This is a genomic window from Polaromonas sp. 39-63-25 (assembly GCF_002278925.1).
Classification (GTDB): domain Bacteria; phylum Pseudomonadota; class Gammaproteobacteria; order Burkholderiales; family Burkholderiaceae_C; genus Polaromonas.
Window position 1 is genome coordinate 198,155 of sequence record NZ_NCJH01000001.1, and the last position, 26,905, is coordinate 225,059.

Genomic DNA, 26,905 nt, shown 5'->3' on the forward strand with positions numbered 1-26,905 from the left:
CCTTTGGAATTGATTTAATCTACAAACCGCATTTTACTTTTTCACTTGGAGGACACCCCATGGCCGAGCCCTTTTTGATTGCCAGGAATGCATCCACCCACTGTGAGCTGCTTCCCGGGCTGGCCAACCGCCATGGTCTGATCACGGGCGCGACCGGGACCGGCAAGACGGTGACGCTGCAGGCCCTGGCCGAAAACTTCTCCAAAATCGGCGTGCCGGTCTTCATGGCCGACGTCAAGGGCGACCTGGCCGGCATCAGCCAGGCCGGCAACATGGGCGAAAAAATGGCGGCCGTGCTCAAGGAGCGCGGCATCGACAAGCCCGTGCCCCTGGCCTGCCCCACCACGCTGTGGGATGTGTTCGGCGAACAGGGCCACCCGGTGCGCGCCACCGTGTCCGACATGGGGCCGCTGCTGCTGGGCCGCATGCTGGGCCTGAACGAGACCCAGGCCGGCGTGATCAACCTCGTCTTCAAGATCGCCGACGACAACGGCATGCTGCTGCTGGACCTGAAAGACCTGCGCGCCATGCTGCAGTACGTGGGCGACAACGGCAGCCAGTTCACCACCCAGTACGGCAACATCAGCGCCGCCAGCGTGGGCGCCATCCAGCGCGGGCTGATGCAGATCGAAACCCAGGGCGGCGACAAGTTCTTCGGCGAGCCCATGCTCGACATCAGCGACTTCATGCAGACAGTTGACGGCAAAGGCGTGGTCAACATCCTGGCGGCCGACAAGCTCATGAACTCGCCGCGCCTGTACGCGACCTTTCTGCTGTGGATGCTGTCCGAGCTGTTCGAGCAGCTGCCCGAGATCGGCGACCCCGACAAGCCCAAGCTGGTGTTTTTCTTCGACGAGGCTCATCTGCTGTTCGACGAAGCGCCCAAGGCGCTGATCGAGCGTATCGAGCTGGTCGTGCGCCTGGTGCGTTCCAAGGGCGTCGGGGTCTATTTCGTCACGCAGAACCCGCTGGACATTCCCGACTCGGTGCTGGCGCAGCTGGGCAACCGGGTGCAGCACGCACTGCGCGCCTACACCCCGCGCGACCAGAAAGCCGTCAAGGCCACGGCGCAGACCATGCGGCAAAAGCCCGGCCTGGACATCGAGACCGCCATCACCGAGCTGGCCGTGGGCGAGGCCCTGGTGAGTTTTCTCGACAGCAAGGGCCGCCCCAGCGTCACCGAACGCGCCTATGTGCTGCCGCCGGGCAGCCAGATCGGCCCGATCACGCCGCAGCAGCGCCAGGCCCTGATGCAGGGTTCGCTGGTAGCCGGGGTGTATGAAAAACACGTGGACCGCGAATCGGCCCACGAGATGCTCAAGGAGCGTGCCGAAGTTGCCACGGCCGAGGCCGCCAAAGCCGCCGGCGGCGGCGCGGCCGGGCAATCGGCTTCCGGCGGCATTCTGGGCGGCCTCAACGACGTGTTGTTCGGCAGCACCGGCCCGCGCGGCGGGCGGCGCGAGGGCCTGGCCGAAAGCATGGCCAAGTCGGCCGTGCGCACCATGGGCTCCACGGTGGGCCGTGAGATCATCCGCGGCGTGCTGGGCGGCCTTTTCGGCAGCAAGAAGCGCTGAGCCTTTTACCTTTCAACCAACCAGACAACAGAAACCCAAGGTATTTATGAGCAAGGTTCACCTGATCGACCACCCGCTGGTGCAGCACAAGCTGACCCTGATGCGCCGCAAGGACGCTTCCACCAACACCTTTCGCACCCTGCTCAACGAGCTCAGCAGCCTGATGGCCTATGAAGTCACCCGCGACATGCCGGTGCAGGACGTCGAGATCGAGACGCCGCTGGAAACCACCACCGGCACCATGATCGACGGCAAGAAGCTGGTGTTTGTGTCCATCCTGCGTGCCGGCAACGGCATCCTGGAAGGCATGCTCAACGTGGTGCCTGGCGCCCGCGTCGGCCACGTCGGGCTGTACCGCGACCCGAAAACCCTGGAGCCGGTCGAGTACTACTTCAAGATGCCGCAAGAGATGGAAGAGCGCGACATCGTGATCGTCGACCCCATGCTGGCCACCGGCAACTCGGCCATTGCCGCCGTGAGCCGGCTCAAAAAGCTCAAACCCAAGTCCATCAAGTTCGTCTGCCTGCTGACCTGCCCCGAAGGCATTGCCGCCATGCAGAAAGCCCACCCCGACGTGGACATCTACACCGCGGCGATTGACCGCCAGCTCGACGAACACGGCTACATCCTGCCTGGCCTGGGTGATGCGGGTGACCGCATCTTTGGAACAAAATAGGCCTCCAGCCCAATAAATACGGGCGTAAGCAGCTACATTTTTAATAGCAAATTCATGTTTTATGAGTCTGCTGGGCCTGCCCCCGGCCTTCCCGCTTGGGGGCGATGAAGCCGAACCGCAAGGGAGAACGTTGATGCGCAGCCGCCCCCAGGACAAAGCCGACCCGGCTTTCCTCGATGAAAAAACCGCACGCAAACAGGCGGAACGGCAGGTTTTGCTGGACGCCTTGAGCGGCGGCCTGGAGGCTGAAGCCATCGAATGGACAGCCGGCAGCGCCATCGCACCCGCACTGCTGGCCAGCTCGCGCATCCAGCTGCGCCCGTGGAAAGACGCCGACCGTGAGCCCTTTGCCGCCATGGTGGCCGACCCTGAAGTCATGCGTCACTTTCCGGCAACGCTGACCCGCGAAGAAAGCGACGCCTGGGTGGGCCGGGCCATGCAAAAGATCAACGAGCGCGGCTGGGGGTTCTGGGCCATCGACTACCTGGCTGACGGGGCACCGGCGCCCACCTTCGCCGGCTTTACCGGCCTCAACATTCCCGACCCTGAACTGCCTTTCGGCCCCTGCGTGGAAGTGGGCTGGCGGCTCGCGCCGCCCTTCTGGGGCCTGGGCCTGGCCACCGAGGCCGCGCGCCTTGCCGTGCGGGCCGGCTTCGAGTCGGTGGGCCTAGAAGAGATCGTCGCGGTAACGACGCTGCGCAACACCCGCTCGCAAGCCGTCATGCGGCGCCTGGGCATGCAGGAAAGTGTTGCCGACGAATTCGACCACTATGCCTTCCCGGCTGACAGCCCCGAGAGGCGCTGCTGCGTGTACCGCTTGTCCCGCGCGCGCTGGTCTGCCAACAGCCTGGCCGGGAACCTTCAGAACCAAAGCTGAAAGGCGCAAGGAATGATGGATCTCCTGATTACCAACGCCGCCCTGCCCGACGGCCGCACCGGCATGTCGATTGCCGTGCAAAACGGCAAGATCACCGAAGTGACTGAAGGACCGATCGCCGGCGCGCAGGCGCATGAAACAGTCGACGCCGGCGGCTACCTGCTGAGCCCGCCCTTTGTCGACCCGCATTTCCACATGGACGCCACGCTGAGCTACGGCCTGCCGCGTGTCAATGAAAGCGGCACGCTGCTCGAAGGCATTGCCGTGTGGGGCGAACTGAAACCCACACTCAAGCCAGAGGCCATCATCGAACGCGCCCTGACCTACTGCGACTGGGCCGTGGCCAAGGGCCTGCTCGCCATCCGCAGCCACGTGGACACGAGTGATGCCAGCCTGCTGGCCGTGGACGCGCTGCTGGAAGTGAAAAAACAGGTGGCACCCTACATCGACCTGCAGCTCGTCGCCTTCCCGCAAGACGGCGTGTTGCGCAGCAAGGGCGGTGTGGAGAATCTGAAGCGTGCACTCGACAAGGGCGTGGATGTGGTCGGCGGCATTCCCCACTTCGAGCGCACCATGGCCGAAGGCGCGGCCAGTGTGAAGCTTCTTTGCGAAATCGCCGCCGAACGCGGCCTGCCGGTCGACATGCATTGCGACGAGTCCGACGACCCGCTGAGCCGCCACATCGAAACCCTGGCCTTCGAGGCGCAACGCCTGGGCTTGCAGGGCCGCGTCAACGGCAGCCACTGTACCTCCATGCACAGCATGGACAACTACTACGTGAGCAAACTGATTCCGCTGATTGCCGAGAGCGGCGTCAGCGTGATCGCCAACCCGCTGATCAACATCACCTTGCAAGGCCGCCACGACACCTACCCCAAACGCCGAGGCATGACCCGCGTGCCCGAACTGATGGCCGCCGGTGTGAATGTCGCCTTCGGCCACGACTGCGTGATGGACCCCTGGTACGGCATGGGCTCGGGCGACATGCTGGAAGTCGCACACATGGGCCTGCATGTGGCGCAGATGACGAGCCAGCAAGGGATTCGTGCCTGTTTTGATGCGGTGACCGTCAACGCGGCGAAGGTGATGCACCTGGAAGGCTATGGCATCGCACCGGGGTGTGATGCGAGCTTTGTGTTGCTGCAGGCGCGGGATGTGGTGGAGGCGATTCGGTTGAGGGCTAATCGGTTGAAGGTTTGGAGGAAGGGCGTCCTACTCGCGGAGACACTCAAAGTCACGGTTGCTTTACGGCTGACACAACGGCCATCGACAACCTGTTTTGTGACTTGACGTCGGGCCGGGCACTGTCCGGTAGCCCGCCTTCCGGGCCCTTATTCATGAAAGGCAGATAGCCTCCGGCAGAGCGACCTGCCGACGACACATCTAATTTCCTCATCGAAGGACCGTAAATATGACACTTAACATCGTCCAACAACGTCTTGACGGCCTGCTCAGTTCCTCGAAGCCTAAGGTTGTGCTTCTGACTGGGGGATGGGGTGCAGGAAAAACATTTCAGTGGAAGCAGTCCCTCAAAAAAGCTGCGGCCGACCATAACAAACCAAGGTATGCCTATGTGTCGCTATTCGGACTAAGCAGTTTGGCAGAGATTCGAAAACGAGTGGCAGAGGAAATCGTTTCCCAAGTGACACTTCCAGGCAATAGCGGAACGGTGGGCGAAGTAATCGAAAGAGAAGGTTATGCGCTGAAGCCGATGCAGTTACTCAAGCTCCTTCCAGCTATTCCAGTGTTAGGAAAACTTGAAAGTTTGGCGAACGAATTGTCGTTCTCTGCGGTACGTAAGGCCGTAATCTGTTTCGACGACTTGGAGCGCGCAGCTCCTTCCCTGAGGCTCGCCGATGTATTTGGCCTAGCCTCGTTCCTGAAGGAGGAGAGAGACTGTCGAGTGCTTCTAATTTCAGATCAAGATAAGCTCAATGGCGAAAAGAAGGACGACTTGACGCTCTACACTGAAAAGGTCGTTGACGAGCTAATTCACTTTGCACCAGCCGCTCAGACAGCGTGTGAGATTGCTTTGGGCGAGCAACCTACGGCAGTGCGCCTACTTCTGCAGGAAAGAATGATATTCCTTGGCGTGTCCAACATCCGGGTTATCGCTCGACTTGCGGCGATGGCCGACGAGTTGCAAGCACTCCTGGCCGGACTGCATGAAGCTGTAATCAAGGAAGTTGTTCACTCCTTGGCCTTGTTTGGGGCAGCATACTTTTTGCCAAAGGATGGATTTCCACCTCCGAGCTTCATTCGAGAATATGACACGGACTGGAGGCACTACCTGAAGAGTGATGACCAAACGACGCAAACAGAGGAAGAAAAACTGCAAAGTGTCTGGCGAGAAAAACTTGGCAGCTACGGATATTCCGAGACATCGGCACTGGATACAGTGATTTCCCATGGCGTCGAGCGGGGCTATTTTGATCAAGCCACCGTATTGAAGCTCGCCACCGAATTGTCGGGAACCGCTGAAGAGTTAGCGCAACGCGCGACTTATTCGAACAGCTGGACAAAATTTTGGCACTCAGCGAGCGGCGACAGCGCAGCACTTCTACAAAGTCTTCGCGTCATCACCGACGATTCGCTTCGAGTGATTAGCGCGAATGACCTGTACAACGCTTGCGAAGTTTTCAAGGAAGCGTCTCAAGAAGATGCGGCCAACGCGCTTTTGGAAAAATTCATTGCTGTCAATCAGTCCCGACCAGGAGTTTTCTCAGACGCGGATGGCCCTTTCGGGCACATTTATAACGAGGCGTTCGCACAAAGACTTAAGGCGGAAGCCATCAAACATGCGCAGATTTCCAGTGCACAGGAAGCGTTAGATGCGATCGATTTTTCCAGCGGATGGAATTCCAAAGACGTTACGCGGGTCTCTGAAGTTGATTTCTCTGAGCTAGAAGCGCTTCTTTTGGCATCCGAAGGCCGAGTTTTCACTAAACGACTAAAAACCCTTCTGAACATCGGAACCGGATCAGATGCCAGTAGCAAAGAAAAGCAAGTAAGAGAAAACACAATCGATTGGCTTCGAAAGTTGACAACTTCCGATCCAATCCTGGCTATTCGACTGCGCAGGTTTATCCCGACCCGGTAAGGGTGCACCGGAACTTTTGTTGCATTTCTCCTCGTTCCTGCGTTCCCAATAGAAGGCGCGGGCCAGCACAGCGCGTTTGCATATCGCTCGTCAAATTGGAGAGTTCAGCAGGTACAGTGACCTTACCAACCAATCTCCATGGACCCCACCCACCTCCACCAACTCGCTGTCGAAGCCATGCGCACCCGCGGCCTCTTGCCCGAGTTCTCTCCGCAGGCATTGCTGGAAGCAGAGGCCGCGCGCCAGACCGGCCCCGAACGCAATGGCGACATCCGCGACCTGCGGCACCTGACCTGGTTCTCGATCGACAACGACGACACGCGAGACCTCGACCAGCTGAGCGTGGCCGAGCCGCTGCCTGCGGGCGCTGCGCACCTGCTGGTGGCGGTGGCCGATGTCGATTGCCTGGTGCGGCCCGGTGGCGCGGTCGATGACCATGCGGGTGCCAACACCACCTCGGTGTACACGGCTGCGGGCATTTTCCCCATGCTGCCCGAGGTGTTGTCCACCGACCTGACCTCGCTGCACGAAAGCCAGGAGCGGCTGGCGGTGGTAGTGGACATGCAGGTGGCCGCAGACGGCACGGTGTCGGGGTCAGACATCTACCGCGCTGTTGTGTTGAACCACGCGAAGCTCACGTACGACGCGGTGTCGGCCTGGCTGGGCGGCGACGGGCCAGCGCCTCCGCAAATGGCCAGCGTGCCGGGCCTCGAAGCGCAGGTGCGCCTGCACGACACCCTGGCTGGCAAGCTGCGGCAGTGGCGCCAGTCGCGCGGTGCGCTCAATGTCAACACCATTTCCGCGCGGCCGGTGTTCAAGGACGGCCAGCTGGTCGACCTGCAGCCTGACGAAAAAAACCGCGCCAAGGATTTGATTGCCGACCTGATGATTGCGACCAACGGTGCGACGGCGCGTTTTCTGGTGGATCAGGGTTTCCCGTCGATACGCCGGTTTTTGCAGGCACCGCGCCGTTGGGACCGCATCGTGGCCCTGGCCGCAAGCCATGACGTGCAGTTACCCGAACAGCCCGATGCACTGGCGCTGGACCGCTTCCTGAGCGCCCGGCGCGCGGCCGACCCGGCCGGTTTTTCCGACCTGTCGCTGGCGGTGGTGAAGATGCTGGGCTCGGGTGAATACGTTGCTGCACCGGCGGTGGCCGGAGGCACAGCCACAGCAGGAGGCAATGGACAGGGCCACTTCGGGCTGGCCATCAACGACTACGCGCATTCGACCGCGCCGAACCGCCGCTTTCCTGACCTGGTGACGCAGCGGCTGCTGAAGGCGGCGCTGGCCGGCGAGCCGCCGCCTTATTCCGCCGATCAGCTTGACGAGATTGCCCGGCATTGCACGCTGCAGGAAGACAACGCCAGCAAGGTCGAGCGCCAGGTGCTCAAGGCCGCCGGCGCGTATTTGCTGCACGACCGTATCGGCGATGTGTTCGACGCCCTCGTGACGGGCGCGGCGGCCAAGGGCACGTTTGTGCGCATCAGCAGCCCTTTGCTGGAGGGCCGGGTCGTGCGGGGTTTTGAAGGGCTGGACGTGGGCGACACGGCACGCGTCAGGCTGTTGGCGGTGGATGCGGAGAAGAGCTTCATCGACTTCGAGCGCGCCTGAGCGTCATTGCCGACCTGGCGGGGAATGTAACGCCCTGTGAAGACTCTTGTAGCGGGGGCAAGCAGCGCCATCTGGGTCAAAGCGGCCCGCCGGCCTTGCCCCTCACCACCTCACTCAAGGAGCTTCCATGTTCAAACGCCTGCCCCTGCTGTGGGTTCTGTTGCGCGGCGACGCCCGGCAACTGTGGTTCGCCTTGCGCCACCCGCAGGCGCCGGGCTGGCTCAAGTGGGGCACGGCGGCGATTGCGCTCTACCTGATCTCGCCGATCGACTTCATCCCGGACATGCTGCCTTTTTTTGGGATTGCCGATGACCTGGTGCTGGTGCCGCTGGCCATCCGCTGGCTGCTCAAACGCCTGCCGCCGGAAATCGCCGCCGCAACCACGGCACAACGCAGCGCCGGCTGAGCGCCGCCGCGCTGGTGTAATGGGCGGTCGCCCCAAGAGGCTCAACCGCTGGCCATCGCCAGGCTTCCGTTTATGCCCACCCGCTCCTCTTCGCTGACCATCCCCCTGCCCTCAGGCGGCACCACCTCTGGCCTGCTGCAGGTCCCGGTCAAGGCCGAAGCCTGTTATGTGTTCGCCCACGGTGCCGGCGCGGGCATGGACCACGCCTTCATGGCAGCCATCGCGCAGGGGCTGGCGGAGCGCGGCATCGCCACCTTGCGCTTCAACTTTCCGTACATGGAACAAGGCTCCAAACGCCCGGACCTGCCGGCCGTGGCGCACGAGGCGATTCGGGCAGCGGTGGCGGAAGCGTCGCGGCAACTGCCCAAGGTGCCGCTGTTTGCCGGCGGCAAGTCTTTCGGCGGCCGCATGACGACGCAGGCGCAGGCGCTTGAGCCGCTGCCCGGTGTACAGGGCATTGTGCTGGTGGGCTTTCCGCTGCACCCGGCCGGCAAGCCCTCGACCGAACGCGCGGCGCACCTGGCCGGCGTCAAGCTGCCCATGCTGTTTTTGCAGGGCACACGCGACGGCCTGGCGGAGAAGGGCCTCATCACGCAGACCACGGAAAGTCTTGGAAAACGCGCCACCCTGCACATCGTCGAAGGTGCCGACCACGCCTTTCATGTGCTGGTGCGCTCGGGCCGCAACGATGCGCAGGTGCGCGAGGAACTGCTCGACACCATGGCTGCGTGGATGAAGAAACGCTGACTTGCGGGCAGCCGCTCACGGCACACGCACGGAAACGCCCGGTTCGCCCGCAAGACGTCGCTGCGCGGCGGTAAACAGCCGACCGCGGATCAGCTGCAGCGCCTGTCCTCGGCGTGAGGTCTCTGGCGAAGCCGTTGACGTGGCCGCAATGACGAGGTCCAGCGGCGGATACACCCAGATGAACTGACCACCAAAGCCGCTGGCCATGAAGGTTTGACGCGCCGCGCTGGACGGCACCACCCACCACATGTAGCCATAAGACAAGGAGACAGGCGGGCCGCCGGCATTTTGCGGGTGGGTTGCCGCCATGACATAGGCCTGTGGAACGATTTGTTTTCCGCCCCACACGCCGTTCTGCAAAAAAAGCTGGCCGAGTTTGGCCATGTCCAGCGTGCGCAGGCCCAGCCCGCGGCTGTAGGCGGGCTCTGCAAACACCAGGGGTGTCACCAGTTGCTCGCGCGCATAGTCCGCCAGAGGCATGCCGGTGGCCCGTTCGAGCACGGCCGACAGCATGGGAATCAAGGCGTTGTCATACGCAAATGCCGCGCCCGGCGCGCTGCGCAGCGGCCGCGCCCAGGTGTCCTGCGGCCGGCCTGCGGCGGCTGTTCCGGTGGGGTCATTCACCTCAAACCCCGCGCTCATGGTGAGCAGATGGCGCACCGTGATGGTCGCCGCGCGCGGATCGGGGTTCAATGCCGTCCATTCAGGCATCAGCGCCAGCACGGGCTGATCCAGGCCGGCAATGCGGCCCTGCCCCACGGCAATGCCCACCAGTGCCGACAAGGCGCTTTTGGCGACGGAATGCACATCGCGCAGGATGGCCGGGGCACCATCGCGGTAGAACTCGAACACTGTCCGACCGCGCAACACCACCACCACGCTCTGCACGTCGCCCATATGTTCGGAAATGGTTTCGCCCACCCCTTTGAACGCTGCGGCATCGAGCACCTGCTCTGCCGGAGACGACCCGCGCCACTCGGTAGGTGACTGCGCCCAGGCCAGCGACGTGACGCCCAACAGCAGACTGAAGCACCACATGCAAGAACGGCTCATGGGATTCCCCCGAGGTGAAGACGGGCAAAGTGTAGCGGGGGAATCTGCGCGGTGAGGCGGGCTAACATGGCGCTTTGACAGAACAACAAGGACTCCCGCATGGCACACCTGAACCCCGTCCCCCTCGCAGACATCAAGGAAGACGACATCCGCGAGCGTTTCGAGCACTACAAAAAAACGCGCGGCTTCACACCCAACAGCATCATGACCATGGTGCGGCGGCCCAACATCGTGCGGGCCTTCATGGCGCTGAACCAGGCCGTGTTGTACGAAGGCACGGTACCGGAAGAAACCAAGATGCTGGTCAGCCTGGCCAGCAGCTATGCGGCCGGCTGCCTGTACTGCCAGTCGCACATGACCAACCTTTCCAGCATCTACAAGGCCTCGGACGCCAAGATCGCCGCGCTGTGGGACTTCGAGAACAGCGACTTGTTCAGCCCGGCAGAACGCGCGGCCATTCGCCTGGCGCTCAAGGCCGGTGCTGTGCCCAACGAAGCTTCTGCGGAAGACTTCGACGAACTGAAGAAACACTACAACGACGAGCAGATCGTCGAGATCGTCGCGGCCATCGCCCTGTTCGGCTACCTGAACCGCTGGAACGACACGATGGCCACCAGCCTCGAGCCCCTGGCCGCCGAAGTGGCCGAGCGGGCGATCGGGGCGGTGGGCTGGGAGAAGGGAAAACACGGCTGACAGGCCGGGTGCCAGGACGCATGCCCACAGGCAGCGCTCTGCCGCTGGTGGGGAATCGGCCTAACGAACGAATGCCTGGACGCCCACCAGCACCACGATGATCCCTGCCAGAATCAGGGAGACGCCCTTCCAGAACAGCAGGGGATTGCGCTCCAGCAAGGGCGGGCGCGTCTTGTCCAGAAACGCCCTGTTGGGGTGCCGCAGGTCGTATAAAAACTCCGACAACTCGTCGTAACGCCGGGCAGGGTCCGGATGCAGGGCCTTGCGCAGCACGCCGTCTATCCAGGCGGGTATCTCGCGGTCGTCGTGCAGCGCGGAGTCGTAGCGCAGCCTGTTTTGTGCGGCCCGGGTTCTGCATTTGGCCACTTCGGCGCCGTAAGGCAGTCGCCCGGTGAGCATCTGGTAGGTGATGACGCCCAGTGAGAAGATGTCCGAACGTGTGGTGCCACCTTCGCCCAGAAAATATTCGGGTGCGGCGTACTGGGCCGTGCCCAGCACGGGGTCCGGCTCGCCGGGTGCAGCCGCCTCCGTGAGGCTGGCCACGCGGGTGGACCCGAAATCGATGATTTTCACCGTGCCGGTCCGGTCGATCATGATGTTGTCCGGCCGCAGGTCCTGGTGCAGCATCTCCAGCCGGTGAAAGGCGCGCAGCCCTTTGGCAATCTGCTCGACCACGCCGCGCACGGCTTCCAGCTCGGGCCTGGGGTTGTCGATCATCCACTGGCTCAGGGTCTGCCCGTCAATGTATTCGGTGGCCACGTAAACGTAGTGGCGCTTTCGGGTCGGTACATAGGGCTTGAGCACATGTGCATTGTTGATGCGCCGGGCAATCCACTCTTCGGTCAGAAACCTTTCCAGGTAGGCCGGGTCGGCCTGCAGGTCGATCGACGGCGTTTTCAGGATGACCTGGGCGCCTGTTTCACCGTCCACCGCCAGGTAGATGTGGCTGCGGCTGCTGCCATGCACTTCGCGGATGATGGTGTAGCCGTCAAATGCCGTCCGTGCATCCAGGATGGGCGGTAGCGGCAGGCTGGACAGCTGCTGGAGCACCTCGCCGGCGTGCTGGCGGGGCAAGGCATCGACCCGCACGATCTGGGCCGTCAGGTTGTCGGTGCTGCCCTGCTGGAAGGCTTTCTCGACGAGGGATCTGGCGGCCGTCTCCAGCCCGTCGGGTTCACCGGCACAGATGTGGATGATGGCAGCCATGTCGTGCTCGCTGACATGTTCGTACACGCCGTCTGTGGCCAGCAGAAAAATGTCGCCCTGCTCAACCTGCTGGGTCTGGTAGTCGATTTCCAGCTGCGGTTTGATGCCAAGCGCGCGGCCCAGATAGCTCTGGCCCTGCGAGATCCACACGCGGTGGTCGCTGGTCAGTTGCTCCAGCGCCCTGCCGCGCAGGCGGTAAATGCGTGAATCCCCCACATGGAAAATATGCGCGGTGGTGGACTTGATGACCATGGCACTCAGCGTGCACACATAGCCCTTGTCCTTGTCGTAGCGGTACTGGCTTTTCTGCGTCTGCGCATGCAGCCAGGAGTTAGTGGCGCTCAGGATCCGCTCGGCCGACGTCTTGACGGACCAGGCCTCCGAGGTGCAGTAATAGTCTTCGAGGAAACCCGTGACGGCGTACTGGCTGGCCACGTCGCTGACCGCGCTGCTGCTGATGCCGTCGGCCAGCGCAACGGCAATGCCCTTGGCGCTCAGTTGCGGCTCTTTCGGTACGTAGATGCCGTGGAAATCCTGGTTGATTTCCTTGCGGCCCTTGTCCGAATACTGACCTGCCGATATCTTCAGTTCACTGGACATGGAGGTTACCGAAAAAGCCCCCGCGCATCCTGCGTGCGCGAGGGCTTTTGTTGTTGAGACGGATTATTTGAAGGAACGTGTCGGTCCGGTTTTGATGTGCGTGGCATACAGCGTCAGGCCGGTGAAGGCCAGGCCGCCCACCAGGTTGCCCAGCACCGTCGGGATTTCGTTCCAGATCAGGTAGTCCATGATGGTGAACTTCGCGCCCAGCAACAGTCCGGACGGGAACAGGAACATGTTCACGATGGAGTGCTCGAACACCATGTAGAAGAACAGCATGATGGGCATCCACATCGCGATCACCTTGCCGCTGACCTGGGTGGAGATCATCGCCCCCACCACGCCGGCCGACACCATCCAGTTGCAGAGCATGCCGCGCACGAACAGTGTGAGCATGCCGTTGGCGCCATGCGCCTGGTAACCCAGCGTGCGGTTCTCGCCGACCACGCCTATGGCGACGCCCACCGCGCTGGGCGGTGTGGAAAAGCCGTTGGTGACGTAGATCGCCATCATCACCGCCACCGTGAAAGCGCCCGCGAAGTTGCCGACGAACACCAGGCCCCAGTTGCGCAGCACGCCCTTGAGCGTGACGCCCGGGCGCTTGTCGATCAGTGCCAGCGGGCACAGCACGAACACGCCGGTCAGCAGGTCGAAGCCGAACAGGTAGAGCATGACGAAGCCCACCGGGAACAGCACCGCACCCAGCAGCGGCTGGCCGGTCTGGACGTTGATGGTGACGGCGAACCAGGCTGCCAGCGCCAGGATGGCACCGGCCATGTAGGCCCGGATCACGGTGTCGCGGGTGGACATGAAGATTTTGGATTCACCGGCATCCACCATCTTCGTCACAAACTCTGAAGGCACTAAATAAGACATGCAATTTCCTTGGTCCGTAGTAACAAGACAAACAAGACAAAAAAAAACGTCCACTTCCAATGCCTCAAAAGATGAGACAGAAGTGGACGCCGTTATCCGTTTGAATCAGTGCGCAGCGACTTGCCGCGCCTTGATCAGGCCGCTGTTAGCCTGAGTCACCCAGGAACAAGCACATACTGTGCCACCAAAATGAAGCGTGGCGCCGGCCAATCCGCCCACCGGCGGGGAATCCATACACCGCGTTGCCCCAAGGCAGTGCGTTCCTGCCATCCGTTAATCACTTTGGTGCGATCTGATGGATTGCTGCAACCCCGGCGGTTCAGTGAGCGGGAGGTGGGGACGTGCGGTGCGGCGGCAACACCGGGCGTTCTTCAATAAAAGTTTCATGGCGCTGACATGTTGGTCCAAAACAGTACGAGCTTCTACGTTTTACTTCTGGAGAATCTTCATGGATCGCCGCACATTCTTGAATTCAAGCACCGTTTTGGGAACCTCGGCCCTGGCGCTGCCCCGCCTCGCCCGGGCGCAGACCGCCCCCGCCGTCATCACACGAGACGCCATGCGGCCCCAGATGGCTCATGGCATTCAAAGCGGCGATCCCAAGTCCGACGGCGCCATCATCTGGACCCGTAGCGACCGGCCTGCGCGCCTTTGGCTGGAGTGGGCAACGACCGCCAGTTTTGCCAACGCCACGCGGGTGCGTGGGCCCTACCTGATGGGCGACACCGACTTCACCGGTCGTGTGGACCTGGCGGGCCTGCCAGCCGGCCAGGAAATTTTTTACCGGGTGGTGCTGCAGGACCTGCACAACGAGCGTGTGCTGTCTGAACCCATGGCCGGCCACCTGCGCCTGCCCGCCGGCGCAGGAGCCAAGGCTGCGCGCGACGTGCGTTTTACCTGGAGCGGCGACACGGCGGGGCAAGGCTGGGGCATCAACGAGGCCTGGGGCGGCATGAAAATCTACGAGCAGATGCGCAAGGTCAGCCCTGACTTTTTCCTGCATTGCGGCGACACGATTTACGCCGATGGCCCGATCCAGGCCCAGGTCAAACTCGCTGACGGCTCCCTGTGGAACAACGTGGTCACCGAAGAGGTCAGCAAGGTGGCAGAAACACTCAATGAGTACCGTGGCCGCTATCGCTACAACCTGATGGACGCCAATGTGCGCCGCATGGCGGCGGAAGTGCCGCAGATCTGGCAATGGGACGACCACGAGGTGGTCAACAACTGGTCGGACTCCAAAGACCTCGCTGCCGACAAGCGTTACACCGAAAAGAACGTGCCCCTGCTGGTGGCGCGCGCCACCAAAGCCTTTCATGAATTTGCGCCCCTGCGCCGCACCGCCGACGTGGAAAGCGAGCGTGTGTACCGTCATCTGCCGCAGGGCCCCCTACTGGACATGTTTGTGGTCGACATGCGCAGCTACCGTGGCCCCAACACCCACAATCTGCAGACCAGCGAGACCGAAGAAAGCGCCTTCATGGGCCGCCCCCAGATTGCCTGGCTGCTGGACGGCCTCAAGCGTTCGAAGTCAGTCTGGAAAGTGATTGCCGCCGACATGCCCATCAGCCTGCATGTGGCTGATGGCAAAGACGCCGACGGGCGCGCCCGCTGGGAAGCCGGTGCCAACGGCGACGACGGTGCCCCCATGGGCCGCGAAGTTGAAATTGCGCGCCTGCTGAGGGAGATCAAACGCGCCGGCATCAAGAATGTGGTGTGGCTGACTGCCGATGTGCACTACACCGCCGCGCATTATTTTGATCCGGCCAAGGCCAGGATCAATGACTTCTCGCCGTTTTGGGAATTTGTGTCGGGGCCGCTCAACGCCGGTGGTTTCGGGCCCAACAAAACCGACGCGACCTTTGGCATGCAGGTGATGTACCAGAAAGCCCCGAACGAAGTGAATGCACCACCCACCAACGGCATGCAGTTTTTTGGTCAGGTGGACATCGACGCCAAAACCCGAGCCATGACAGTCACATTGAAAGATCTGGCCGGCGCGTCGCTCTACACCAAGACACTGGCACCGCAGCGAAGCTGAAGCAGACCGGCCAAAGCGCCGGTCTGCGCCGCACGCCCAGTTCATGGAGGTCACCAATCCCGCTGCAACAGCCGCCAGCGGCCGGTACTCCAGTTCGGGCGCCGGCGGCAGGCCGGTGACCTTCAGGATTCCTTTCTGGCCGAGCGTTTCGTGCTCGACCAGCGCGGCGAGCTGCAGGCGGCGCTGGGTCAGCAGGCGCCTGGCCTCGGCGTGGCAGTCGTTGATGATGCGATGAACCTCGCTCTGTCAGAACTGACAGGTTCGTTGTCAGGGCGCTACAAAATAAATCACATTAATGATGAAAGTCCCAAGCACAAGTTTCGACGGGGTAGCAATCTTGTTATCGCGCACTGGAAAAGCCGCATGTCACAAATGGCGGGTTGAACCTTGCAGGCATGCCCCCAATTACGTGTTGTCGGTCTGAACGCCGAAACATAGTAAAAGCACTTTTTTCTTGAAGCTGCTGTTGATTTCCTTCTCGCACTCAACTCGTGTAGGACGAAGGAGCAAGTCGCCAACAAGAGGCCCTGCGGAAGGCAAACTGTCACGATGACTCAAGCACACAAAAAATCCATTTCCCGCCAAGCCGCCGCAGGCCTGATGGCTGCCACTGCCCTTGCCGGCAGCGCCATGGCTACGTCGAGCGACTCGGGCGCCGCGGCGCTGCAGGCCAAATACACCGCCCTCGCCCCCCAACTGGCGCGCAACGAGTTTCAAAGGCCGCTGGTCATCGAATCCACCGAAGCCGCCAATGCCGTGAGCGGCAATGCCTATGCGGTCATCAACTACCCGTTTTCAGCGGTCACCACGGCTTTCAAAAGCCCCGACAACTGGTGCGATGTGCTGATGCTGCACCTCAACACCAAGTTCTGCCGCACCACCGGCGGCAACGGCAGCCCCACGGGACTGGAAGTCAGCATCGGCAAGAAGGGCCCGCAGGAAGTCAAGGACGCCTACACCCTGGCCTTTGACTTCAAGCTGGACAGCGCCACGCCGGACTACATGGCGGCGCAGCTCAACGCAGACAAAGGCCCGCTGGGGACCAACAACTACCGCATCAACCTGCGGGTGGTGCCGCTTGCCGCCGGCAAGACCTTCATGCACCTGCAATATTCCTATGGTTACGGCATGGCCGGACGCATGGCCATGCAGGGCTATCTGGCCACGGTCGGCAGCGGCAAAACCGGGTTCACCCTGGTGAACAACCCGGCCGGTGGGGAAAAAACCTATGTGGATGGCATGCGCGGTGCGGTGGAGCGCAACACCATGCGCTACTACCTGGCGATTGACGCGTACATGGCGTCACTGGCGGCGCCGCCTGCCGAGCAACTTGAAAAACGCCTGCAGCAATGGTTTGACGCCACGGAACGTTATCCGCGCCAGTTGCATGAAGTCGAGCGCACGGCTTACCTCACGATGAAGCGCAACGAACACCGGCGTCAGCAGGCGGCCGAATAAATCCGGCAGGTTCGACTCTGGCAGCTGCAGGGCCAGACGTCAGCGGGGGCACCGTTGCGGCGCCCCACCCTTCCTGTACTTTTTACTTGCGCAACAGCTGGCGCGCAGCGGCCATGTCGCGGTCGTAAAGCGCCTTGGCCTCGCGCCGGCAGGCTGTGCGTTCGGCGGCAGCCATCTTGCTGCATTCCTCGAGGTAAAGCTTGTAGCCACCACCGGCTTCATTGATGGCGGTGCGGTATTTCTGCTGCGGCGTGCTGTCGGCGACGGCGCCGCGTTCGAGCAGCCGTTCCTCCATGGCCACAGGCTGGGCCAGAACGGCGGAGCCACTGACAAGCAGCAGGGCTGAAACAACAAAAGCGGAGAGTTTTCTGGTCATGGTGCGTCCTTGAATGACTGAATAAATGAATAGATGGCGAGGCTGACAGGGCTGGCGTTTTATTTCCGGCCCGAACTGTTGGGCGTGTGCTGGTGATCCAGCGGCGGCTTGTCGGGCATGTTGGTCGATTCAATGCGTGCCTTCACGCTGGCCGGGCTGTTGGCGGCTTTTTCGGCCAGGGCCTGCTGACTGCCACTGGCTGGCTGGGGCCCCTTGGGGGTGTTTTGCGTCGGCTTGTGGCCGGACAGGGCGGGATGATGGTTCATGACTGCTCTCCTTTGTTGCCCGCTGGCTGGCAGCGGTATTGAGGTTCCTTGCCCAGCCTACTGCCGGGTGACGCGCAAGCCCGTCAGCGCGAAGGTCCGCTGCCTGTAGGACAGTCGGACCCTTCTGCCGGTCTTCAGGGCGTAAAGAGAAAAGGCCGCCCGCCCTGCCCGCCTGGGTCAAGGCGATGCGCCGCCCGTAGATCAAGGGCGGGCGGTCATTTGCCCGCGAATTTCACCACCCGGAAACCTGGCGGTGTGGATGTTGGCGTACCACTTGCCAGCCATCAGGTCGGCAACCTGGGCCGGTGTCAGCGTGGCCTGGCCGGACATCGGGCTGGTGATGGGGCCGGTGAAAGGCAGGGCCGCGCCTGCATTGGCGCCCACTGCGGCCGGGCCGTGAAAGTGGCCTGCGGTTGCAGGGCCGCTCAAACCCGTGTAGCTCAGTTGCCAGCGCAACAGCTTGGTGTCCTTGTTCAACACCGCATCCACCTGGCCGCTGGCGTTGGAGGCCACCGGCGGCACCTCGTTGGCGCCGCGCAGTTGCGTCGTGAATGCAAGCAGGTTGGACTGCGACGACGGCATCATGCTGCAACCGGAAACCAGAACCACCGCGGCTGTGGCCGCGAGGGTGGAACGAAATGCGCGGCGACGGGGAATCATCATGCTTGTCTCCAGTGGAAGGACGAAATTTCCATCTTAGGACTGGGCGGCAGAGGGCGCTGTAGGACGCCGGCTTGATCCAAACCGCGGGCCAGGTGTCGCCTTTGCACGATCATTTTCTGAAACGATGAACAAAAAAGCGCCCCAGCCCAACAGGTACGAGCGCAGATAGCTATAAATTCCATAGCACATCAGGCACATCCACCGACCGCTGCGGGCCTGCGCCGTCGTCCTACGGCAGCAACGGACGGCTGCCGACAGCGCCCTGCCGCCCCTGCGGATTAAGGTCAGACACTGGGTCACCCGCGTAATGGAGAGTTCAGCATGGCAAGCAGGCATCAGCACCTTCCGGGCAAGCCCGGCAGCAGCAGGAGGCGATAGCCATGGCTTCACGCGCCTTGTGGAAAGGAGCCATCAGTTTTGGCCTGGTGCACATTCCGGTGTCACTGCATTCTGCGACCGCCGACAACGGGGTCGACTTCGACTGGCTGGACAAACGCAGCATGGACCCGGTGGGGTACAAACGCATCAACAAGAAGACCGGGAAGGAGATCACCAAGGAACACATCGTCCGGGGCGTGCAGTACGAGGACGGCCAATACGTGGTGCTGAGCGACGAAGAGATCTCGGCGGCCTTTCCCAGGACCACCCAGACGATAGAGATCGAGAGTTTTGTCGCCAACACCGACATCCCTTTTGTCTACCTGGAACGCCCCTACTACATTGCGCCCATCAACAAGGGCAAAAAGGTCTACGCGCTGCTGCGCGACACCCTGCTCAAGACCGGCAGGGTCGGCATTGCCCGGGTGGTGATACAGACCAAGCAGCATCTGGCCGTGCTGGTGCCGTCCGGGCCCGGGCTGATTTTGAACCTGCTGCGCTGGGGCACTGATATCCGCGGCTGGGACGAGCTGGACTTGCCGCCAGAAGGCGCCAAGGCGGCCGGCCTGTCCGAGAAGGAGTTGTCCATGGCCCGGCAACTGGTTGACGACATGACCGACACCTGGAAGCCGGAGCAGTTCAAGGATTCGTTCACCGATGCCATCACGGCCCTGGTCCAGCAGAAGGTGAAGCAAGGCAAGGTCGAAACCGTCGAGCAACCGGAAGCTTCTGATGCATCAACAGGCACTGGGGGCGCAAAAATCATCGACCTGACCGAGCTGCTGCAGCGCAGCCTGCATCACAAGGGCGGCACAGCCGGCAAGACCACGGCCAAAACACCGGCAAAAACATCGGCCAAACCCGCAAGCACCGCGCCGGCCCGCAAGCCGGCCGCCAAAACCGGCGCCGCGAGCCGGCGCCGCGCCGCCTGAACCCGAAGCCGGCCACACACATCCATGGCTGCCGATGACCCACTCCAGGCCTACCGCGCCAAGCGCGACTTCAAACACACACCGGAGCCGGTCACAGGAGGCACACGCTCCCAGGCCCGCAGCTTCGTGGTCCAGAAACATGACGCGAGCCAGTTGCACTACGACTTCCGGCTTGAACTCGAAGGCACGCTGAAAAGCTGGGCCGTCCCCAAAGGTCCCAGCCTGGACCCCGGCGTCAAACGCATGGCGGTGCAGGTGGAAGACCATCCGCTCTCGTACGCCAGCTTCGAGGGCACTATTCCCGACAAACAGTACGGCGCAGGCAATGTCATCGTCTGGGATCGCGGCACCTGGCTGCCTGCCGGCGACCCGGTCGCGGGGCTTCAGAACGGCAAACTCAAGTTCGAGTTGGAGGGCGAAAAACTCCGGGGTCACTGGTCACTGGTGCGCATGCATGGCAAAAGTGGGGAGCGCCAGCCGCCCTGGCTGCTGATCAAGGACAAGGACGACGCGGCCCGGCCGGCCGCCGAGTACGACGTGTTGCAGGCACTGCCCGACAGCGTGATCACCGGCACGCCGCTGACGCCACGCAAAAGAGCGGCCGCCAAAAAGGCTGCAGCCAAAGCCGCCTCCACCGGCAGCGCTGCCGCCAGCAAAAAAACCTCCGCGAAACCCCGCCTGCCGCAGGGCGCCATCAAGGACGACCTGCCGCAAACGCTGGCCCCTGAGCTGGCGACGCTGGTCACCCAATTGCCGAGTGACAGCCAGGACTGGGTGTACGAGATCAAGTTCGACGGCTACCGCCTGCTGACACGCGTGGAAGGCCCCTCCATCCGCTGCTTCACGCGCAACGGGCACGACTGGACCGCCAGGCTGCCGGCACTGGTGGAAGCCCTGTCTCGGCTGGGCCTGCGCTCCGGCTGGCTGGACGGTGAAATCGTGGTGCATGGCAAGAAGGGCGTGCCTGACTTCGGCGCGCTGCAAAACGCTTTTGACAGCGGCAGCACCGCGCAGATCGTCTATTACGTTTTCGACCTGCCGTTTTATGAAGGCTACGACCTGCGGCCGCTGCCGCTGCTCGAGCGGCGCAACATCCTGCGGGCGCTGGTGCAGGCGGCAGCGCCGGGCGCGATCCGTTTCAGCGAGACCTTTGAGGCCGGCACGCAGGACCTGCTCGACGCTGCACGCAGTCTGGGGCTGGAGGGTGTGATCGGCAAACGGGCGTCATCGCCCTATGTGTCGCGCCGCTCGCCGAGCTGGATCAAGCTCAAGACACAGCTGCGCCAGGAGTTTGTGATTGGCGGCTACACCGATCCCAAGGGCTCCCGCACCGGCCTGGGCGCCCTGATGCTGGGTGTGTATGACGACCAGGGCGCCCTGCGTTATGCAGGCAACGTGGGCACCGGGTTTGACGACAAAACCCTGCAAAAGCTGCAGGGCAAGCTGGCTGCGCTGGCGACGCCCCGCCCTGCTTTTGCCGGACTGCCCGCCTCGGTCAAGGGCCACTGGGTCCAACCGGTGCTGCTGGCCGAGGTCGTTTTTGCACAATGGACGCACACCGGGCGCATCCGCCACGCCGTGTTCCAGGGTCTGCGCACCGACAAGGACGCGCGCAAGGTTACCCGCGAGTCGGCGCAGCCCATTGAGGACCTCATGCCCACGAACAAAAAACCTGCGGCAGCGCCAGGCACCGCAGCCGCCAAAAACCGCAGCACAACCCGCCCGGCCGCGGACACCGGCACGCTGCGCGTCACCCATCCCGAACGCGTGGTGGACCCGGACACCGGTATGACCAAACTCGACCTGGTGCACTACTACGCGCTGGTGGCACCGCTGATCCTGCCGCATTTGCGGGCCAGGCCGGTGGCGCTGGTGCGGGCGCCGGACGGTGTCCAGGGCGAGCTGTTCTTCCAGAAACACGCCGAGGCGACGGCCATCCCCGGCCTCAAGCTGCTGGACCCGGCGCTGGACCCCGGCCATGCGCCCTTGCTGGAAATCACCACGGCGAAGGTGCTGCTGGCCGCCTCCCAGCTCAATGTCATGGAGTTCCACACCTGGAATGCCACCACCCGGTCCATGACCAAACCCGATCGCATGACCTTTGACCTGGACCCGGGTGAAGGTGTGTCGTGGGCGCAGATCCGCGAGGCGGCCCAACTGGTCCATGCGCTACTGAAGGAACTCGGCCTGCCGGCGTTTCTCAAGACCAGCGGCGGCAAGGGCCTGCATGTGGTGGTGCCGCTGAAACCGGCCTTCAGCTGGGACACGGTCAAGGATTTCTCGCAGGCCATCGTGCGGCATCTGTCCGCGGTGATCCCCGAGCGTTTTGTGGCCAAAAGCGGGCCGCGCAACCGCGTCGGGAAAATTTTCCCCGACTACCTGCGCAACGGTTTCGGCGCCACCACGGTCTGTGCCTGGTCGCTGCGGGCCCGGCCCGGACTCGGTGTGTCGGTACCGGTCGGCTGGGACGAGCTGGACAGCCTGAGCGGCCCGGCGCACTGGACGGCGGCCAACATCGCCGATCGTGTGGCCACCGGCAACTCGCCTTGGGAGGGCTACGAACAAGCCCGTTGCACCCTGCCCGCCGCCATGAAAGCGCTCGGCTTCAAGGCGGACAAACCGGTCGCATCACCGAAGCCCTCTCGGGCGCGGGCATCTGCCTAAAAGCTGCAAAAACCGACAAGGGCCGACGAAGGCCGATGCCGCGGTGTAGGACCGCCTTGACAAGCTCACGCGCGCCTTCCTGACAGGCGCTTGGGTTGCAACCGGCTTCGCGCGCGACTGATCCCGGCGTATCTTCATGCCAAGTTCCGGCGGCTTGCAGCTTGCACTCTGCGCGGCCGGCGGTCTGGACACTCGATGATTTTTTCGGGAACACGCCATGAAGCATTTTTTGACGGCACTGCCTGTACTTTTTGCACTGACCCTGCTCACCGGGTGCCCGCAGTCGAAGGTGCCCGACAAACCCTCGCTGGTGCCCGAGCCCAAGGCGGCCCTGAACATCATGAACACCCCCCAGAGTTACTCCTTTGAAATCTGACACTCCTTCTGCGCCCTGCCATCCCTGGCGCCGATCTTTAGCCGGTGTGGCTTTGGCCGGCCTGGCCGCCCTGTTGTCCGCATGTGTGGCGCCGGGCTCCCAGCTGGAGTCACCGCCGCAGACCGTGCAGCTCGACGGTCATGCCTACCGGGTCGAGCAGATCACGGCCAGCACCTGGTCGGCGCAGGCGCCGCGCCACCTGCCTGATGGCCCCCAGAAAAAGGCCAACCTGGTCCGGGCCATTGAAAAGGCCTCGAGCTGCAAGGTGACCGACAGCAGTTATGGCGCCGGGGGCGTCGCACTCAACGCCCAGGTGGACTGCGGCAGCAGGCTGAAGAACTAGACAAATCACGCTCCAGCCCTCATCCGGCCTGCGCAAACAGCTATTGAATCAATAGCAACTCCAGGCCTCGGACAAAGCTTTACACCTTCGCATCCGCAGCAGACGCAACTTTACGCGTCGTGCGGTATGGCGCTGCAGGCACCCCGCCACACTCGCATCAACAACCCAAGGAGATCTTCATGATCGTCAACCACTCGCTCAAAAAAATCATGCTTGCCATCGTGCTGGCCGGTGCGGCTGCTGCACCGGCCATCGCACAGGTCAGCATCAACATCAACCTGGCACCACCCCAGCCGCAGTACGAGGCCGTCCCCGTGCTTGCACCCGCGCAGGTCTGGGCACCGGGCTACTGGGCCTGGACCGGCGAGCGCCATGTCTGGGTACGCGGTCGCGCCATCCAGAAGCGCGACGGCTACCGCTGGGCGCCGGACCGCTGGGAGCAACGCGGCGACGGTTATCACCGCCAGCCGGGCACTTGGGTGCGCGATGCCAACTATGTGTACGTCAAGGATAAAAAGGACAAAAAGGACAAGTACGAGAAGTACGAGAAGTACGACAAGCGCGACAAACACAATGACAAACGGCACGGCAACGGGAACGGGAACGGCAAAGGCCACGGTAACCGTGACTGATACCTGACCCCGCTGTCATGACACAAAAAAAAGCTGGCACTTGTGCCAGCTTTTTTGTGGGTGAAACGACCGATCAGGAAGCCGTCTTCAGCGCATCACGCAGGGCCTTGACCTGGTCGTGGTTGCGCTGCACGCCCTGGGCCTGGCGCTCCACCAGGGTCCTGATCGCCGGGGGAAGATTTTCCTTGAGGGCATTGCGGTAGCGGGCCTTTGCCGCGTCCTCGCCGCGCTCGCATTCGTCCAGCATGGCCAGATCGGTGTAACCGCTGAGCGTGCCGCGCACCGACACCCAGCCGCGATGCATGGCACCGCTGGTCGTACCGCCTTCTTCGGGCTCGCCGCCCAGCTGGCGGATCTGCCCGGACAGCTCGGCAGCCGCACCGCGGCATTCGTCGGCATGACGCCGCAGCAGGGTTTTGAGGTCCTGCGCCTTCACGTGTTCGGCGCATTCGGTGAAACCGTATTCACCGTCGCGGCAGGACTCCAGCAACTCGTTGAGCGTGTCGATCACGTCGTCGTTGTCGGCGATCTCGCCAGTCAGCGTGCGCGATGAGAGCTGGTCGTCCACCCGCGCCCAGGCGGCGCGGCTGGCCGCCTCGGCTTCGGGCCAGCTCAAGGTCGAGCGCTCTTTGCGGTTGTCCCAATGCACGGCCAGGTCGCTTTGCGCATCGTCAAACGTACCGGTGTAGTTGCTGCGCCCGTACAGGCCCAGGCGGTAGGCCGGTGCATAGTCGTCATAGCTGCGGCTTGCATCGTAGTAGGCCTCCCGGGTGTACTGCTCGCGCCAGTAGGCTTCTTCAGCGGTGGGGTTGATGGCTTCGGCCACCGCCTTGCCGCCCAGTCCGCCGGCCACCGCGCCAACAACCGCTCCGGCCGCAGCGCCCACCGGCCCGCCCAATGCGCCGACGGCCGCTCCGGCGGCAGCGCCGCCCAGGGCGGCACCCACGCCGGTACCCACCGGGTGGGCGCCCGGTGCGTCAGTGATCGGGTCCAGATTCAGGTTCTTGTCGTGTTCGTCAAGTGACATGGTGAAGCTCCTTCAGGGGTAATGGGATGGTCCGTTTGTGGACTGGAAACTGCGCCGGTGATGCCGGGTGTCTTGCGATCGCAGTTTTTCAGTTCAGGAGGCCATCGTGGTACGCGCTTCAGGGGCTCGCGGTCAGGCGAGGACAACCCGGCCTGTAGGAGAGGACGCCGTGCAGGGCGCCCTGCAGAAGATGCCGCGCCGCATGCGCCGGCACCAGGTTCAGTCGGACACCAGGCTCAGCCAGCCAGCTCGGGGTAACGCCGGAAAATGCCTTCTTCGTTGAAGGGGATGCGTCGCTCGCTGGCGAGGTAGGCGGCCACGCGCCGGTGTTGCGCCACCCGCGCGTGCAGGCCGGCCACCAGCGGGGCTTGCTGCAGGGCGCGCCCGGTGGCCAGCGGAAAAGCGTACAACAGGCCGGCCACCAGCTGGAACAGCGACAGATCGGCGTAACTCAGGCGTGCGCCCACCAGGCAGGCGCTGCTACCGGGGTTGCGCGCCAGCACGCTTTCGAACCAGGCGAAAAATTTCGGAATGCGCTCTTCACGAAAAGCCTTGGCCCGCCGCACGGCCTCTTTTTTCTGGTCTTCGTAATACAGGCCGGTGGAGATCGGGTGATGGGTGTCGTGGGCTTCCATCACCGCGTCGGCAATCGTCAGCTGCAGCTGGTGTGTCCACAAACGCTGCAATTCATTTTTGGCCACCAGACCCAGGCGCGGGCCGAGGTAGAGCAGGATCGCCGCGGTCTGGCCGATGACGGCCTTGCCGTCCACCAGAAAGGGCGGCGCAAACGGCGGGTGCACGACCTGCGGGCTGTCGAGGTAATGCATCATGGCGGCGACGCCCTGCCCCCGGCTTTCGGGACCGCGCGCCACGTCCACGTAGTCGGCGCCGGCCGCCTCCAGCGCCAGCCGGACAAACTCGCCGCGGCCCTGGATGGTGGGCCAGTAGTGCAACTCATAAGGCATGGAGGTCTCCTTGTATCACCAGGCATTCATGAAAAAACAGGCTTTAGCCCTTTACCCATGGGCGCTGGCAGCTATTCAATTCATAGCAAATCACGTTCAATCCGCCTTCGCAGCCAGCCGCCAGAGCGAGGTGACCTCCGCCGCCCTGGCGACATGCAGGGCATCGCTGGCATCGGCGGCTTTCGGATGCTGCGGCTTCACGTCTACACGTGACAGCACCTGCAGCCCCGCCGCGGCGATCCAGTCCAACAGCTCGCTGCGCGAGCGCAGACCCAGGTGTTCGGCCAGATCCGACAGGATCAGCCAGCCTTCCCCGCCCGGCGCCAGATGCGCGGCCAGCCCCTGCAGGAAACCGCGCAACATGCGGCTCTCCGGGTCGTACACCGCATGCTCGACCGGCGAGCTGGGACGCGCCGGCACCCAGGGCGGATTGCAGACGATCAGCGGCGCGCGGCCGTCGGGAAACAGGTTGGCTTCCTGCAGCGTGATGCGCCCGGCCAGGGCCAGCCGTGCCAGGTTTTCCCGGGCGCATGTCAGCGCGCGCGGGTCCTGATCGGTCGCGATCACCTGCTGCACACCGCGGCGCGCCAGGATCGCCGCCAGCACGCCGGTGCCGGTCCCGATGTCAAAGGCCAGGCTGTTGGTGAGGGCGGCCGGCGGCAAGGGTGTCTCGGCCACCAGGCTCAGGTACTCGCCGCGCACCGGCGCAAACACGCCGTAGTGCGGGTGAATGCGCGCTCCGCCCAGCGCGGCGATCTCCACCCCTTTCTTGCGCCATTCGTGCGCGCCGATCAGGCCCAGCAGTTCGCGCAATGAGGCCACATAGCTGCCCTGCGCCGCGTCGCCCGGGCCATACGCTTCGCTGCAGGCCTGCGCGACATCCGGCGCCCGCCGCAGGCTGATGTGATGCGCCCCATCGAACTCGAGCACCAGCATGGCCAGCGTGCGCGCACGCTGCGACTGGGCCTGGCGGTGCTGGTTGAAGGCGTCGAGCGGAGAGACCGCGGCTGCCTCAGCCCTGGCCTTGGCTTTCTTGATCTTTTTGGGCTTGTCGATGCGCCTGGCCAGGGCCTGCAGCAATTGCCGCGCATTCTGGAAATCCCCACGCCACAAAATGGCCGTGCCCTCGCTGGCCAGGCGAAACGCCGCGTCCGCGGTCAGGGTGTCGTCGGCCACCTGCACCCGTCTGGGTGGCGCCGCCCCGCTTTCGGAACGCCAGCGGGCTGAGCGGGCTTGGGCCTCCTCGACCCAATGGATGCGGGCCGGCTCGCTCATGCGGGGGCTTTCGATGAAAGAACGGAGGTGGGGGCTTTTGCCCGGGCTGGCAAACGCAGGAAGAAAAAAGGCATCGGACAAACCCGG

Annotated in this window: 26 protein-coding genes; 17 read left to right on the forward strand and 9 right to left on the reverse strand. The window is 63.1% G+C overall.

The window, feature by feature from the left end; all coding sequences use genetic code 11:
* The first annotated feature begins 59 nt into the window (after window positions 1-59).
* The 8 genes from B7X65_RS00960 to B7X65_RS00995 all read left to right on the forward strand — a co-directional run bounded on the left by B7X65_RS00960 (window position 60) and on the right by B7X65_RS00995 (window position 8,994).
* Window positions 60-1,574: a helicase HerA-like C-terminal domain-containing protein gene (locus tag B7X65_RS00960; protein WP_293592122.1), complete on the forward strand. Its 1,515-nt coding sequence runs from the start codon at window positions 60-62 to the stop codon at window positions 1,572-1,574.
* Window positions 1,575-1,620: 46 nt separating this feature from the next.
* The gene (upp, locus tag B7X65_RS00965; RefSeq protein ID WP_293592123.1) at window positions 1,621-2,250 is read left to right on the forward strand and encodes a uracil phosphoribosyltransferase; all 630 of its coding nucleotides are present in this window, start codon (window positions 1,621-1,623) and stop codon (window positions 2,248-2,250) included.
* Window positions 2,251-2,383: 133 nt separating this feature from the next.
* Complete coding sequence (locus tag B7X65_RS00970; protein ID WP_293592124.1) at window positions 2,384-3,127, forward strand: GNAT family N-acetyltransferase; 744 nt, start codon at window positions 2,384-2,386, stop codon at window positions 3,125-3,127.
* A 12-nt stretch (window positions 3,128-3,139) separates the two neighbouring features.
* Window positions 3,140-4,417: an amidohydrolase family protein gene (locus B7X65_RS00975; RefSeq protein WP_293592125.1), complete on the forward strand. Its 1,278-nt coding sequence runs from the start codon at window positions 3,140-3,142 to the stop codon at window positions 4,415-4,417.
* Between the two features lie 121 nt (window positions 4,418-4,538).
* On the forward strand, window positions 4,539-6,227 hold the full coding sequence (locus B7X65_RS00980) for a hypothetical protein (protein WP_293592126.1): 1,689 nt from the start codon (window positions 4,539-4,541) through the stop codon (window positions 6,225-6,227).
* Between the two features lie 138 nt (window positions 6,228-6,365).
* A complete protein-coding gene (locus tag B7X65_RS00985; RefSeq protein ID WP_293592127.1) occupies window positions 6,366-7,841 on the forward strand; it encodes an RNB domain-containing ribonuclease in 1,476 nt (491 codons plus the stop codon).
* Between the two features lie 127 nt (window positions 7,842-7,968).
* Window positions 7,969-8,247 carry a YkvA family protein gene (locus tag B7X65_RS00990; protein ID WP_293592128.1) on the forward strand — a complete coding sequence of 93 codons (279 nt, stop codon included), beginning with the start codon at window positions 7,969-7,971 and terminating at the stop codon, window positions 8,245-8,247.
* Between the two features lie 72 nt (window positions 8,248-8,319).
* Window positions 8,320-8,994, forward strand: coding sequence for an alpha/beta family hydrolase (locus B7X65_RS00995; protein WP_293592129.1), 675 nt, complete (start codon window positions 8,320-8,322; stop codon window positions 8,992-8,994).
* Window positions 8,995-9,009: 15 nt separating this feature from the next.
* Here B7X65_RS00995 and B7X65_RS01000 read toward each other — a convergent pair whose 3' ends face one another.
* Window positions 9,010-10,047 carry a serine hydrolase gene (locus B7X65_RS01000; protein WP_293592130.1) on the reverse strand — a complete coding sequence of 346 codons (1,038 nt, stop codon included), beginning with the start codon at window positions 10,045-10,047 and terminating at the stop codon, window positions 9,010-9,012.
* Between the two features lie 99 nt (window positions 10,048-10,146).
* Between B7X65_RS01000 and B7X65_RS01005 the strand changes: the two genes are divergently transcribed.
* Window positions 10,147-10,740: a carboxymuconolactone decarboxylase family protein gene (locus tag B7X65_RS01005; protein WP_293592131.1), complete on the forward strand. Its 594-nt coding sequence runs from the start codon at window positions 10,147-10,149 to the stop codon at window positions 10,738-10,740.
* A gap of 60 nt (window positions 10,741-10,800) precedes the next feature.
* Here B7X65_RS01005 and B7X65_RS01010 read toward each other — a convergent pair whose 3' ends face one another.
* Both B7X65_RS01010 and B7X65_RS01015 read right to left on the reverse strand, forming a co-directional pair.
* Window positions 10,801-12,546, reverse strand: coding sequence for a bifunctional protein-serine/threonine kinase/phosphatase (locus tag B7X65_RS01010; RefSeq protein WP_293592132.1), 1,746 nt, complete (start codon window positions 12,544-12,546; stop codon window positions 10,801-10,803).
* A 63-nt stretch (window positions 12,547-12,609) separates the two neighbouring features.
* A complete protein-coding gene (locus B7X65_RS01015; RefSeq protein WP_293592133.1) occupies window positions 12,610-13,422 on the reverse strand; it encodes a formate/nitrite transporter family protein in 813 nt (270 codons plus the stop codon).
* A gap of 448 nt (window positions 13,423-13,870) precedes the next feature.
* On the opposite strand from B7X65_RS01015, the gene B7X65_RS01020 reads away from it, so the two are divergent.
* The 3 genes from B7X65_RS01020 (at window position 13,871) to B7X65_RS01030 (ending at window position 16,921) form a co-directional block, all read left to right on the forward strand.
* Window positions 13,871-15,463: an alkaline phosphatase D family protein gene (locus tag B7X65_RS01020; protein WP_293592134.1), complete on the forward strand. Its 1,593-nt coding sequence runs from the start codon at window positions 13,871-13,873 to the stop codon at window positions 15,461-15,463.
* A gap of 150 nt (window positions 15,464-15,613) precedes the next feature.
* The gene (locus tag B7X65_RS01025) at window positions 15,614-15,847 is read left to right on the forward strand and encodes a hypothetical protein (RefSeq protein ID WP_293592135.1); all 234 of its coding nucleotides are present in this window, start codon (window positions 15,614-15,616) and stop codon (window positions 15,845-15,847) included.
* Between the two features lie 165 nt (window positions 15,848-16,012).
* Window positions 16,013-16,921, forward strand: a complete 909-nt coding sequence (locus B7X65_RS01030) for a hypothetical protein (protein ID WP_293592136.1) — start codon at window positions 16,013-16,015, stop codon at window positions 16,919-16,921.
* An 82-nt stretch (window positions 16,922-17,003) separates the two neighbouring features.
* Here B7X65_RS01030 and B7X65_RS01035 read toward each other — a convergent pair whose 3' ends face one another.
* The 3 genes from B7X65_RS01035 to B7X65_RS01045 form a co-directional block, all read right to left on the reverse strand.
* Complete coding sequence (locus tag B7X65_RS01035; protein WP_293592137.1) at window positions 17,004-17,297, reverse strand: hypothetical protein; 294 nt, start codon at window positions 17,295-17,297, stop codon at window positions 17,004-17,006.
* Between the two features lie 59 nt (window positions 17,298-17,356).
* Window positions 17,357-17,563 carry a hypothetical protein gene (locus tag B7X65_RS01040; RefSeq protein ID WP_293592138.1) on the reverse strand — a complete coding sequence of 69 codons (207 nt, stop codon included), beginning with the start codon at window positions 17,561-17,563 and terminating at the stop codon, window positions 17,357-17,359.
* 201 nt (window positions 17,564-17,764) lie between these two features.
* On the reverse strand, window positions 17,765-18,223 hold the full coding sequence (locus B7X65_RS01045; protein WP_293592440.1) for a CHRD domain-containing protein: 459 nt from the start codon (window positions 18,221-18,223) through the stop codon (window positions 17,765-17,767).
* A 383-nt stretch (window positions 18,224-18,606) separates the two neighbouring features.
* Here B7X65_RS01045 and B7X65_RS01050 point away from each other — a divergent pair, with 383 nt between their 5' ends.
* The 5 genes from B7X65_RS01050 (at window position 18,607) to B7X65_RS01070 (ending at window position 23,551) form a co-directional block, all read left to right on the forward strand.
* A complete protein-coding gene (locus tag B7X65_RS01050) occupies window positions 18,607-19,536 on the forward strand; it encodes a Ku protein (protein WP_293592139.1) in 930 nt (309 codons plus the stop codon).
* 24 nt (window positions 19,537-19,560) lie between these two features.
* Window positions 19,561-22,200 carry a DNA ligase D gene (gene ligD, locus B7X65_RS01055; RefSeq protein ID WP_293592140.1) on the forward strand — a complete coding sequence of 880 codons (2,640 nt, stop codon included), beginning with the start codon at window positions 19,561-19,563 and terminating at the stop codon, window positions 22,198-22,200.
* Between the two features lie 217 nt (window positions 22,201-22,417).
* Window positions 22,418-22,576, forward strand: coding sequence for a hypothetical protein (locus B7X65_RS01060; RefSeq protein WP_293592141.1), 159 nt, complete (start codon window positions 22,418-22,420; stop codon window positions 22,574-22,576).
* Window positions 22,566-22,919, forward strand: coding sequence for a hypothetical protein (locus B7X65_RS01065; protein ID WP_293592142.1), 354 nt, complete (start codon window positions 22,566-22,568; stop codon window positions 22,917-22,919). The genes B7X65_RS01060 and B7X65_RS01065 overlap by 11 nt, the downstream gene beginning before the upstream one ends.
* Window positions 22,920-23,098: 179 nt before the next feature.
* Entirely contained in the window at window positions 23,099-23,551 is a 453-nt protein-coding gene (locus tag B7X65_RS01070) for a hypothetical protein (RefSeq protein ID WP_293592143.1), read from the forward strand.
* Between the two features lie 73 nt (window positions 23,552-23,624).
* Here B7X65_RS01070 and B7X65_RS01075 read toward each other — a convergent pair whose 3' ends face one another.
* The 3 genes from B7X65_RS01075 to B7X65_RS01085 all read right to left on the reverse strand — a co-directional run bounded on the left by B7X65_RS01075 (window position 23,625) and on the right by B7X65_RS01085 (window position 26,818).
* Window positions 23,625-24,578, reverse strand: a complete 954-nt coding sequence (locus B7X65_RS01075; RefSeq protein ID WP_293592144.1) for a PA2169 family four-helix-bundle protein — start codon at window positions 24,576-24,578, stop codon at window positions 23,625-23,627.
* Between the two features lie 236 nt (window positions 24,579-24,814).
* On the reverse strand, window positions 24,815-25,543 hold the full coding sequence (locus B7X65_RS01080) for a glutathione S-transferase (RefSeq protein WP_293592145.1): 729 nt from the start codon (window positions 25,541-25,543) through the stop codon (window positions 24,815-24,817).
* 96 nt (window positions 25,544-25,639) lie between these two features.
* Complete coding sequence (locus B7X65_RS01085; RefSeq protein ID WP_293592146.1) at window positions 25,640-26,818, reverse strand: class I SAM-dependent methyltransferase; 1,179 nt, start codon at window positions 26,816-26,818, stop codon at window positions 25,640-25,642.
* Window positions 26,819-26,905: the final 87 nt, after the last annotated feature.